At 35.1% G+C, this 12734-nt stretch carries 11 protein-coding genes; 9 read left to right on the top strand and 2 right to left on the bottom strand.

Annotation, left to right across the window (positions count from 1 at the left end; genetic code table 11):
* The first annotated feature begins 11 nt into the window (after positions 1-11).
* Positions 12-971: a glycosyltransferase family 2 protein gene (locus tag ACTNDS_RS15830; protein WP_441036751.1), complete on the top strand. Its 960-nt coding sequence runs from the start codon at positions 12-14 to the stop codon at positions 969-971.
* Between the two features lie 59 nt (positions 972-1030).
* Positions 1031-2278 (top strand): EpsG family protein, encoded by a 1248-nt coding sequence (locus ACTNDS_RS15835; protein WP_441036752.1) that lies wholly within the window; start codon positions 1031-1033, stop codon positions 2276-2278.
* A gap of 623 nt (positions 2279-2901) precedes the next feature.
* Here the strand turns inward: ACTNDS_RS15835 and ACTNDS_RS15840 are convergent.
* A complete protein-coding gene (locus tag ACTNDS_RS15840; protein ID WP_441036753.1) occupies positions 2902-3057 on the bottom strand; it encodes a hypothetical protein in 156 nt (51 codons plus the stop codon).
* Here ACTNDS_RS15840 and ACTNDS_RS15845 point away from each other — a divergent pair.
* From ACTNDS_RS15845 to ACTNDS_RS15870, 6 genes are all read left to right on the top strand, one after another.
* A complete protein-coding gene (locus ACTNDS_RS15845) occupies positions 3045-3251 on the top strand; it encodes a hypothetical protein (protein WP_441036754.1) in 207 nt (68 codons plus the stop codon). The genes ACTNDS_RS15840 and ACTNDS_RS15845 overlap by 13 nt on opposite strands.
* Before the next feature lie 776 nt (positions 3252-4027).
* Positions 4028-4210, top strand: a complete 183-nt coding sequence (locus ACTNDS_RS15850) for a hypothetical protein (protein WP_441036755.1) — start codon at positions 4028-4030, stop codon at positions 4208-4210.
* Between the two features lie 792 nt (positions 4211-5002).
* Positions 5003-6109 (top strand): polysaccharide pyruvyl transferase family protein, encoded by a 1107-nt coding sequence (locus ACTNDS_RS15855; RefSeq protein WP_441036756.1) that lies wholly within the window; start codon positions 5003-5005, stop codon positions 6107-6109.
* Complete coding sequence (locus ACTNDS_RS15860; RefSeq protein ID WP_441036757.1) at positions 6099-7490, top strand: oligosaccharide flippase family protein; 1392 nt, start codon at positions 6099-6101, stop codon at positions 7488-7490. The genes ACTNDS_RS15855 and ACTNDS_RS15860 overlap by 11 nt, the downstream gene beginning before the upstream one ends.
* A 5-nt stretch (positions 7491-7495) precedes the next feature.
* On the top strand, positions 7496-8584 hold the full coding sequence (locus ACTNDS_RS15865) for a Coenzyme F420 hydrogenase/dehydrogenase, beta subunit C-terminal domain (RefSeq protein WP_441036758.1): 1089 nt from the start codon (positions 7496-7498) through the stop codon (positions 8582-8584).
* A 180-nt stretch (positions 8585-8764) separates the two neighbouring features.
* Positions 8765-9778 carry an acyltransferase family protein gene (locus tag ACTNDS_RS15870; protein WP_441036759.1) on the top strand — a complete coding sequence of 338 codons (1014 nt, stop codon included), beginning with the start codon at positions 8765-8767 and terminating at the stop codon, positions 9776-9778.
* Between the two features lie 324 nt (positions 9779-10102).
* Here ACTNDS_RS15870 and ACTNDS_RS15875 read toward each other — a convergent pair whose 3' ends face one another.
* On the bottom strand, positions 10103-10417 hold the full coding sequence (locus ACTNDS_RS15875) for an integrase core domain-containing protein (RefSeq protein ID WP_441036760.1): 315 nt from the start codon (positions 10415-10417) through the stop codon (positions 10103-10105).
* Between the two features lie 304 nt (positions 10418-10721).
* Between ACTNDS_RS15875 and ACTNDS_RS15880 the strand changes: the two genes are divergently transcribed.
* Positions 10722-11693: an Abi family protein gene (locus tag ACTNDS_RS15880; RefSeq protein WP_441036761.1), complete on the top strand. Its 972-nt coding sequence runs from the start codon at positions 10722-10724 to the stop codon at positions 11691-11693.
* Positions 11694-12734: the final 1041 nt, after the last annotated feature.

The raw sequence follows: 12734 nt of genomic DNA on the forward strand, positions 1-12734 counted from the left end.
AGAGAATTGTTATGAATGATGTAAGGTTCAGCATCATTGTACCGGTGTACAATGTTGAAAAATATCTTGATAGATGCATAAGTAGCATATTAAATCAAACGTATAAGAATCTTGAAATTATACTGGTTGATGATGGTTCTACAGATTTGTGTCCTCAGCTGTGTGATAAATACGCGGAAATAGATCGAAGAATACAAGTTATACATAAGAAAAACGGAGGACTTTCTAGTGCAAGAAATGCAGGTATAGACATCGCCACAGGTGATTTTATTATGTTCGTGGATTCAGATGACTATATTTCGGAGTTGACATGCGAAAAAATAGTTAAAAACATTGCGCCAGATGTTGATATTATTTCCTTTCAATTCAAAAGAGTTTATGATGATGAAACTAAGAATGAGATAGTAGAAGAACAAAATACTGTGAAGATTGTGGAAGGAAATGAGCTTTTTAGAAATTACATAAACAGAACTGATTTCACCCATATGGTGTGTGATAAAGCGTATAGAAATAGTTTGTTCACAGACGTTCGTTTTATCGAAGGACGACTTGCGGAGGACATGGCATGTAGTTATCTTTTATTTGGAAGGGCTAGACGTGCGATTGCAATTAAGCAAGTTTTTTATTACTACTATACCAGGAATGGCAGCATTATGGGTCAAGGGGGACAGAAACTTATTCTGGATGCGTATAAAGGAGAAACTGAGGCCTATAATTATGGAAATAAATATTTTCCGGAGTTTAAGATTGAGAATAATACTAGATATATGAACCAAAGTATGAAAACGTATTTAAAGCTAAAATACAAATGTAAAGATATGAGTTCAAGAAAAAATCTTAATGTGATTTCAAAAAATATTTCTAAGATAAGTAAAAAGGGGCTGCCGAAAGAGACACTATTATTTTATGTGTGTTTTTCTATCAGCAAGCCTATGGCTTGGAAAGTTTTTGAAACTTTCAAGTTAAGTTGATCTAGAATAAAGGTTTAATACGAAGAATGAGGATGTATAGGAGATTGGAGTAAAATGGAATGACACCTTATTATATTACATTTTTAATTTCGTGTTTGTTTTGTTATGTCGGTGAACGGTATCTGTGTAAAAGCGATAATACTTTTCAGGTGGCTACATCTGATAATTTCTGGACAAAAAAACATGTAATCGCTTCTGATATAACACTGCAAGTAAAACATATTTTAAGTTCCACGAAAAGGAAGAAGCTGAAAATAAGTAAATCTTTTTTTTACCTCTCACTAAGTGTGCTAACGGTTTCAATTTTAGCTGGACTAAGAGATTATTCCATTGGAACAGATATCATGGCTTACGGAAATGATTTGTTCTATCGTTTCGATAATGGCGCTCCGTTGTTTCAAACAATTCAGCGTATTACGAAAATAGAGCCGTTGTACTTAACACTCTGTTGGATATCTGCATTACTGGGGACTTCCCCACACATGCTCTATTTCCTTACAGGTTTGATCATTTACGGTTTTGTGATGGCAGGACTGGTCCATTATAGTGATGAATTTCCACTGACTTTATCATGGTTAGGTTTTCTGTGTTTGTTATATGGAAACACGTATAATGCAATGAGACAATCATTAGCACTCGCAATAGGATTTTGGTCATTACATTTTCTTAAAGACGGGAAGACAATTAAGTTTTTTCTCGGAGTAGTTGTGGCTTCCTTTTTCCACACTACAGCCATAATATACATAGCAATATATGCATTGTCATTGATACTGAAAACCAATAATAAGCCATATATTAAGGTGTTGATGATTGCTGGTGTCATTCTGGCGATGTATTCATTTAATGAATTGTTAACTCTTTTTATCAATTTCGGAATTTTCAACGCAAAAATGGAAAGGTATTTAATCAAAGATATTGATGCTGCATTTAGCTTAAATGCTATTTTAATTAGATTGCCTTTTCTATTCCTGATTTTGTTAGATTTTAAAAGTTTTATAAAACCAAAATTTAATAAGATGAAAGCATTTGAACGAGCGAATAAGGGCGATTTTTATCTTCTTATGGTTCTTATGGAGTTAATGACGACTCTGATGACGGTTTTTGTCTCTACCCTATATAGAATCGCGCTTTACTTTGTAATGTTTAGGTGTATGTCCTATGCGAGAATTTGCAAAGTGAATAAAATAATGAACAACAGAATTTTCAAATGCGTCTTTCTTATAATCTATTTATTGATTGTATTTATATACCAAAATCAGATAAAGGGCGATAATCAGATTTATCCGTATACATTTGGAGACTTTTAAAAATAATTTATTGGAGAATCCAGAACGAAGCTTGTCAGTGCAATAATTACAACTCTTGGACGCTTAAGTTTATTTTTACGTATTAGTTTAAATATCTCGACCTATCCGTCAGATTGTCAAAAGGCCCTCGCTGCGGAGTGAACGGATTGGCAGCGTGGCATTTACCTTCGAGAGAATAGTTCTCACAGTGTCCACCACAGGATGAAACAGGGACTGCCCTTCCTGTTCGAGAGAGACGAACATCGCAAGATACTGGTTAAGGTACTTAGTGGAAACTCCATTGAAATGTTCCAGCATTTCTTACAATTTGCTATGTAGGCTGTTGACCGTATTCAGATGGTATACCTTGTTATAGTCAGTGTGAGAATTCAGAACTACCTTCACACAATGCTTTTTTTCCACCAGCTTATTGTAAGTAGTAGCTCCATTGCACTGAAAGATACTGTTCTCCGCAATCCGATTACCGATTGCATCTTCGATATTCTCAGCACTCGGTTTTGCTCGGTTTACGCATCCGGCAACAACGTTGTTATCCCTGTCAGCAGCAACGCAAGTGCACATTTACTCGCTGGAAAGGACTCGTTTTGTTGCGGTTTCTCTGCGTTTTTTGGGCTTTCTCCCGGTTACATGGATGCCTTTTGTGCTTCCAGGACGTAGGTTTCATCCACTTCAATCAAGCTTCTCAGCATATCATCCTGTGCCGCTTTTTCCAGAAAGACAAGTAGCTTCTGGGCATGAAAAATACGGTTGTATGGCAGACAGAGATATGCTCGACGCATTGATCCAGCGTTTTCAGAGAAAGCGTGTCCTCAATGAACACCGCCCATTTATCCTCGCTCTGGTGAGAGTATGCGGTGATTTTGCCGGCATCATAGATAAACTTTTTTCGGCAAGCCATGCACTGAAACCGCTGCTTCCTACCAGAGAAGCCCTTCTTGACGAAACATGCCGAAGCGCTGTTGGAGCAGTGTAACTTTTGGGTGTTGTATCACTCAGATCATCCTAAACGATAAGTAATTCCTCTGCCATCTTCCGAATCTGCTCCACCTGGTACTCACTCAACTGCCCGATCATGCTTAGCAATTCAGTTTTTCTCATAGTCTTTCGACACATCTCTCTTTGATGTTGCGATTATACTAGGTAATATGACCAATACTACGGACATGGTCCAGGTTTCTAAACTAACACATATTTTTAATATTTATTGGACATTTTGGCTCAATGAAAATGTTTGTGTTGTTGGAGATTATGAGACAAGCAGTATCACGCAACAGGCATAGGTTTCTGAACACTCCACTCCCTTGTCTACATCCCCTTGGGGCGCAGAGTGCATATTTCAACACATTGACTGCAAGAGACTTTCGGATAACAAAATGTAATCGCATAAGTTTTTCGTTGATTCTAAATTTTTAGATTATAGGAGTTTGGTACTAAGAGATGAAAATTTAACAACTATGCTAAAGTTATTATATATATCTTCTTATTTTGGACAAATAGGAATAAAAATAGCATTTGGAGTAAAGTATTTATTAAAAAGGCATATAACTAGTATAATGCACAACTAGAGTGTTTTTTAAAGTCGAATCCATGACAGATACAAAATAAAACTCACAAAACCAAAAGGAGAATCAATATCTGATGTCGGATCTCTCCTTATACTAAATAAAGAGTGATTGGTATGGATCGACGTTATGAAGTTATCGATAAACAATGGAAAATTATAGAACCCCATTTAGGAAATAAGGCTAAGTGGATGGGAAGGCCGCAAGCAGGCAACCGGAACTGTTCAATGGTGTAAAATGGATCTTGAAAATTGGTGTTCCTGGAGTGATTTACCAGAATGCTATGGAACATGGGAGACTGTGGTATAAGCGTTTTGCTCAGTGGCAGAAGAATGGCAAACTAAAAGCATTGCTTGTCCAATTTCGATAAGATGTAGACATATAGGGTTTATGCATGTATGGCACCTAATATCAAATCAGATAAAGCCAGCGATTGAACAAAAAAGGGACGTAGATAGCGTCCAAAAATAGTCTATTGGTGTTAGTCGTGGAGGACGATCCACTAAAATTCATGCATTTGTAGATGGATTGGGCAATTGTTGTGTCTTGATGCTAACAGGAGGGCAAGCCCATGATAGCTTTATGATGAATTCAGTATTGGATTAGTTCGATATTTCCAAAAATGTAATTTTTGCAGACAAGGTATATGGTTCTACTGAAAATTGGAATTATATCTTTGTCCGGTCTGCTGAGTATTGCATGCTGCCAAAGAGGGTTTATCAAGGCCTTGGGAATGTGGCTATTTCCGCTAAAAAGATCGGCACTTGGTAGAGCGCTTCTTTATGAAATTTAAAGATTATCGTAGAGTGGCTATGCGTTTCAACAAACTTGCACGGTGATTCTCGGGCAAGGTATAATTATTCAATTGGATTGTCTAGCTTGTATCATCACTCAACACTAGGTATTTTAGAAACACACCCTAGTATTTTAGGAATAAACTAATACAGAGAAGTGTGCTTATTTTGTAATGAAACATAAATGACAGAGGCGTATGAGACATTACCTAATATGCATGTTATTGAAATTACAAAGTTTCTTATTAGTTAAGAAGACGAGATATAACATTTGTGCCGTTTTCTTCTTTATTGTTGATTGTTTGTATTATGAACGATACATACTATGAAAGATTTGCTGAAATTTCCATTTTATGAGGGAGGATTATATGAAAATATGTATTTTATCTATGCAAAAAGTTGATAATTACGGTTCTTTATTGCAGGCATACGGACTGAAAAAAATTTTGGAAGAATTTGGAGGTAATGTTGATTTTTTAGATATTAAATTCATTGATGGTGATCACAAACTTCTTCCTAATGAGAATGCAGATTATCATGATAATGATGGAAAATCTAAGTTGAAAAAACTATTTAATAGAAGTGTATTAACTTTCGTCCGAAATAGGATAATTAATAAAGCATTTGTGAAAAAATGTGATCTTTTTCGAAGAGAATATCTTGATATTGATCGTAAATCAGCCCATTATGATCTATGTATTATTGGTTCGGATGAAGTATTCAATTGCCTGAATGCTGGATGGTGGGGTTATACATCACAGTTGTTTGGCAACGTATCAGAGTCTGACGCTATCATTACATATGCAGCTTCCTGTGGCGCAACAAAATATGAAAATCTTCCTAATGCTATAAAGGAAAGCATAGGTAATGCTTTTCAAAGGATTAGAGGCTTTTCTGTAAGAGACGCCAATACTTACGAATTTGTAAAACATTTTGGCATTAAAAATATATCTAGCCATTTTGATCCTGTATTGATTTATGATTTTGATAAAGAGGTTGAAGAAAGTGAAATTCCTAGTCTACCAAAACACTACTGTGTAATATATAGCTATCCGTATAGATTCTATAAGCAAGATGAGATTAGCAAGATATTGGATTTTTGTAATTCTCGTAATTTAACACCAATAGCTGTTCAAGGCGGTCAAACCTGGTGCAAAGAATTTATTGCCTGTAATCCATTTGAATGTTTAAAAGTATTTCAAAACGCCGATTTTGTTATCACAGATACTTTTCATGGCACAATCTTTTCGGCAAAGTATGCGAATAAATTTGCAGTGATTACAAGAGAAAGTAACTATAATAAACTCAGTGATTTAATAAAGAGATTAGGTATTGAAAGTCATCTGGTAGATGATTTGTCACAGCTTAAATCGGTTTATAGTTTGGAAAAAGAGTCTGAAGCAATAAAAAAAGTTATAGAAACCGAAAGAAATAATACCTATAAATACTTGGAGAAATATATAGATGGAGAGTAGAACAAAATATCTATTTAAAAATACAGCAATTTTTACCATAGGAAATTTTGCAACAAAAGTTATCTCCTTTTTTCTTATTCCATTATATACAAATGTTTTAACAACATCAGAGTATGGAACTGTTGATTTGGTTGTTACAATTTCGACAATTGCTGTACCAATCATAACATTAAATATAATGGAAGCCGTAATGCGTTTTAACCTGGATAAAGACGCAGATAAGGATAAAATCACAAAAATAGGTATTGTTATTTTATTCTTTGGCATACTGTTTGGATTGATATTAATTCCATTATGTGGACTATGGAATCAAATATCTTCGCTAAGTGTTCTTGTCTATTTTTATGTAATTTGTTCTGCATCCAGCCAGTTTTTTCTTTGTGATTTAAGGGGAAAAGAACTATTAATTCAATATAGTATAGGAAATGTCCTAAACACCTTACTAATAGCAGGCTTTAATATTCTGTTTTTGTTGGTATTTAAATTGGGAATTGCCGGATACCTATTAGCATATATAATCGCCAATGCTATTGTCGCAGTTTATGCTTTACTAATTGGCAAGGGCTATAGAGCTATTACCGCATGTTTTGATAAACAAAAGATGACGGAAATGTTAAAGTATTCTATAGTATTAATACCAAACTCTTTTATGTGGTGGGTAATGAATTCTTCTGATCATGTTATGGTTACTAGTATGATAGGAGCTGCTGCAAATGGTATCTATGCAATTTCATATAAATTACCAACGTTGATTTCGACTTTCACTGGAATATTTAATCAAGCGTGGAGTTACTCGGCAATTAGAGAAGAAGGTGCTGAGGATGAAGAATCATACAATAATAAAGTGTTTAAGTCAATGGTTGCTATCATTATGGTTGTTGGTATATTGATGATGTTAACTATTAAACCCTTTTTGAAAGTATACGTGGCGGAGGATTATTATTCAGCTTGGAAGTATACCCCTTTTTTGATTATCGGGTGTGTATTCATGACATTAGGAACATTTATGTCAACTAGCTATATAGTTCACAAAGATAGCAAGGGCTTCTTGATTTCAGGTACATTTGGTGCACTGTTTAATATAGTTCTAAATTTTCTGCTTATCCCGGGAATTGGCGTTTATGGAGCTGCCTTTGCTACCTGCGTTAGTTATATTGCGGTATTTACATTTCGAGCATTTCACACTAGAAAATATATACATTATAAAGTAGTAACCTTTGAGTTTTTGCTTGGCACAATTGCCTTGGTAGTTTCTGGCGTGATGATGTATTTTGATAATATTTGGTCATTAATGATACAAATACTTATTACGTTTATAATTGTATATTCTTTTAAGGGGACATGGCTGCCTATTCTCCAAGCAATTGTAAGGAAGGTTTAAAAATCATGAAAACAGTATGTAATGAAAATATGTGTTCAGGATGTATGGCATGTATTGATATATGTCCAAAACAGGCAATTCATATTAGTGATACGCTGAAAGAATATAATGCTATAATAGACGATTCAAAGTGCATAAATTGCAATCTATGCCATAATGTATGCCAGTTTAATAATGCTCCTGTGCTGAAAAAACCAATCAAATGGTATGAAGGTTGGGCTCAAGATGAAATAAGGAAGAACAGTTCTTCAGGTGGGGCAGCAACAGCACTTATAAATTCATTTGATAGCGATATTTGCTCTTGTGTGTTTAAAGAAGGCAAGTTTATCTTTGAGTTTGACAATGGTGATAAAGAAAAATATTCTGGTTCAAAGTATATAAAAAGTAGTCCTATCGGAGTATATAAAGAAATCAACAAAAGAGTTAAACTTGGAAGAAAGGTTCTTTTCATCGGCTTGCCATGCCAATGTGCAGCGGCAAGAAACTTCACAAAAGACAATGATAATCTTTATACGGTAGATTTGATTTGCCATGGCACACCTTCTCCTCAATTATTAGATATGTACTTGAAGGAAAAAGGTATTACTATGGATGAGTTAAAGAATATAAGGTTTAGAAATAAAACTATATTTGGATTAAGCTCTAATGAAGTGAGAATTTCACCTCCGAGAGTTCAAGACTGTTACACCTTTGCTTTTTTGTCAAGTCTTGACTATACAGAGAATTGTTATTCATGTAAATATGCTTGCACAGAACGCGTTTCTGATATAACTATTGGCGATTCATGGGGATCAGAACTTGCTGAATATGAGCAGCAAAAAGGAGTATCTTTGCTCTTGTGCCAGACCGAGAAAGGTATTGAACTTGTTAATGAGTCTGGAATGTTTTTAAAAGATGTGGATTTGGATAAAGCGGTTGATGCGAATCATCAATTAAGACATCCATCAATAGCACCAGATAAAAGGGATGCGTTTTTTTCAAAATTAAACCATGGTTTTACAAAGACAATCAGGGAATTATATCCCCAATTTTATTATAAGCAGGAGTTAAAAGCCCTTCTCGTAAAAATGAAAATTCTGCATGGGGAGGAGTAAACTGTATTCATAAGTGTGGACACGGAAGATTTTATATACCCGCAATAATGAATTCATAAAGGGTCAAAAGCAAGAATCTAAAAGTGTTTTTATGACGATTGGAGAAAAGATCAAATACTTAGGAGTTACTCTGGGTAAAACAGCGTGTAAAATCAAAAAATAAAGGAAGGTAAACTGCCAATGAAGTATAGCAGTACATTAGATATTTCTAAATATATTTTATCTTTAATGATAGTGGCAATACACTCAGCTCTATTTCCCAATATTTTATATCCATGGTTAAGACTTGCCGTGCCATTGTTTTTCATTATCTCCTCGTATATTTTGTTTTATAGGATTAAAGCGGAGGGTGACGAACGTGCAAGTAATTTAGTTAAGAATTATATTAAAAGAAATCTTCAATTATATTTATTTTGGTTTATTTTACTTTTTCCTATAACAGTTTATGTAAGGTGTTCTTGGCTTGATGGCGGATTAATTGCCTTTTTTAAAACGTTTATTCCACAATTGTTATTTTCCTCAACTTTTGTTGCGTCATGGTTTATTATTGCCTCGGTATGGGCTGTTATAATCCTCTTCTTTACAAGAAAGATTAGTTGGAAAATTATGTTACCGGTATTGTCAGTGGTCTATATCATATGTTGTCTTAGATCAAGTTATTATTTTCTTTTGGAGGGGAATGATGTCATAAGTAATATAGTATATTACTATGAATCAATTTTTACATCACCTGTGTTTAGTTTTCCGGTTGCAACATTTTGGATGTATATAGGTAAGCTATTTACAGAATTAAAGGGTAAGACAGCCTTTAGTAAACAAATTTTGATAACAGGCGTAGTTGTTTTTGCAGTTTGCCTCTGGATTGAATGGACAGTAGTTATTAAACTGGGTGGCTTTAATAATAATGATTGCTATATTTTTTTGGCGCCATTAGTATTTTGCATCTTCGCATTGATGAAAGATATTGATATTAATTGTAAATACTCTAAAATACTAAGAACAATTAGTACTGTTACATATCCACTCCACGCCTCTTTAGTAGTGATTGTTTCGGGAGTATTTTCTCACTTAATTGGTTTGAATTACTCGTGGCTTAATTTTATAATAACTGTTATATGCTGCCACCTTGCCACGTTTATCATTTTGAAATTAGAGAATATTCGATGGTTGAGATTCTTAAAATACTCGCATTGACAAGAACATAAAAACCCTTGACAAACAACCCCATTTTCCAATAACCCGTTTATCTTTTGGTTTGTTTTGATGTGGATTTTATCATTGATTTTGTAATCCAGAAACTAACCTGTCAAAACTATTCGGCAAAAGTGCAAATAATATCTAATTTCACTTGATTCGAAATGCCGGTGTTTTATAAAAAATGACAGCATGTGAATACCACCCCAAAATTGGTCTGCACTAGTCAACATATTTTATAGCGTTTCTTTACGGCTACATGTCAAGGGCAAGTCGCTAATGCGGTGTCTGGTATTTGTCTTTGAATCCGAATCTATGAACAGATTATGTCGAATACTTTTCACGGTACTGCTTCGGAGTAAGATAGCTAAGGGCATAAGACGGACGTTCTTCATTGAAGAACCTGATATATTCATCTACTTCATCGTGAACCAGTCGTTCACCTGTGACATGAAAATCCATAAAAAGCTCTGCTTTGATCCAGCCATTGATGGATTCCATTGCGCTATTATCGGTTGGAGTTCCTGCTCTGGACATGGATCTTGTCACATACATTGGAAGAAGATCGTTATATGCCTTTGAAGCATAAACTGATCCTTGATTGGAATGAAGAATCATCTGGTATTCTTGCTGCTGCACTTCGCGGTCACTAGGGTCAGACCCCATGAAATACCAATAAAATAAGTGAACATATCCTAAAAGTTTTCTAAAGAAAGTATAATATGAATTTTCAGTGGGTATTTGAGTCGGAACCTATGAATATAGCTAGACGGAACAATAGAATTATTTTGAGTCACAGATATAGAGATACTCGATTTAGGCGGAAAAAACTGGAAGAAGTTCACAATGTATGTACCCGGAGTAGCCCCTTATAATTTTTATCTTTTATATATTTCTCAAGAGTGCTATAATATGGATATATTTTTAGCCAGGAGGATAAAATATGCTGTCAATTAATCAGCTTATGAAATATTTGAGAAATCATCATCAGATTACAGTTAAAAGCAATCAGGCACAGTTTTTACGAAATATTGGCTATTACCACGGATACAAGGGGTACCGTTTCATTCGCAACCCAAACCATCGTATCCCTTTTTCGTCTCTGGATGAGGTTATAGCATTAAATAAATTTGATATGCAGCTAAAAACCACAATTTATCCGAAAGTAATGTTTATTGAAAATGCATTGAAAAGTTATGTGATTGAAGCTGTGCTTCAAGACAGCAAATCGGAAAATCTTGATGTCATTTTTAATAAATCCATCACAGCTTACCAATCCTATGCTCCTGGAAGTAAGCAATATCATAAGCAATATGTTAAGCGGATGAATCTTAAGGGAAAAATTAACAATGCACTTTTGCGTGATTACTCAAATAAGAAGCAAACAGTCAATCATTTCTTTGATTCAGATCGCCCAATTCCTATCTGGGCTGTTTTTGAGTCTCTGGCGCTTGGAGAGTTTGGAACCTTTTTTGCCTGCTCAAATTTAAATATCAAATTAAAAACTTCAAGTATTCTTCACTTACCAAGTAATCTTGATGCGGATGGAAAAATCACCGAATATATGATTTATGCTATCAAGGATTTGCGGAATGCAGTTGCGCATAATAACACTATTTTTGACACCCGGTTTCAAACAAGTACAATAAACGGACGCCTTAACGCGCTGCTTGAAGCAGAGGTAGGAATTACAGGACTTGACTTTAAATATATTGATGCTTACATAATCCTAATTACTTATATGCTAAGAAAGATGGGAGAAACCAAAACAGCTTGCAAGCAATTTGTGAGTTCCTTTGTTGAGTGCACAGATTTATTAAGAACGCAGATTTCTCCGAATATTTGTAATCAAATTCTTGGGACTCAGCAGAGGGCACATTTGAATCAGCTACAAAATTTCATTAGCAATTCTTAAAAATTCTTGCATAATTTTATTTCGTGTGGTATATTATAGCTATGAATTGCGGTGGTCGTCTTCGGACAACATCTTGAAAGAGCCTGATGCGTCGGGCTCTTTTTTCGTTTACGTGCCAATAGGGTATTCATGGTCGTAAGTAGGTAATCATCCGTATCTGTTTTTTCGTTTTTTATTCTGCTACACATTGGAATCAGACCCCATGTTGATTTATACTTAAAACTGACCCAGTTTTAACGAGGAAAATTGACCCACCAACAGCAGTGGCAATGAGTAAGTAGAACTGGTCTTGATTACACTGTACCTTGAAAATTTAATACTCAGAATTGACCCACCCGATAGAGAACGATACACTTCTCTCTGTATGCACCAATACAAGAGAGGAGGTTTGAAAGAAGGTGTATGATTTGCAAGATTGGGCAGCTGTTCAGCGAGTTTATAAACAGACAAGATCAAAACGAGCAACTGCAAAAATACTTGGAATGTCCAGAAATACCGTTAGGAGTCTTTTAGAAGAAAAAGAGGCACCGGTGTATAAACGGACAGTTTAGGAACATTGGGGTCAACATTGGGGTCAGACCGTGCGTCCAGGTAAGGGTATATAGTCCGGTGGGTGGAAGCCCCATCAAATAAGTTGCTAACCACAGCATTTGAAGCGAGTCTTGAGTCTGCCGTGGTAACGTTGCAGGCTAAGCGTAGACAGCAAGATAACAGGGATAGCTATTGAGCACCGAAATCCCAAAGTCACCAGAGGGTCGACATCGTGGTCTGGATGGAAGACAACATATGTATTTATGCTAACTTCCCAGGAATTGTCATACTCAATCTGATTTCTTATATTATCAAACTGGTTTTTTCTTTATAAAATCAACGTTTTTCGCACATTTCTCTTGCAAATGTGCGGATTTTTTGCTATACTTATTGAGTAGGATTTCTAACTTATGAGGTACAAAAAATGTACTACGATTTTTTAGTGAAAATCCCGGAAAACACCGGCAAAATCTCCAAAAACAAGCGTAAGGATGTCACTTACATCGAATA

This window comes from Blautia sp. HCP3S3_C12 (assembly GCF_052064155.1).
Taxonomy (GTDB): domain Bacteria; phylum Bacillota; class Clostridia; order Lachnospirales; family Lachnospiraceae; genus Blautia_A.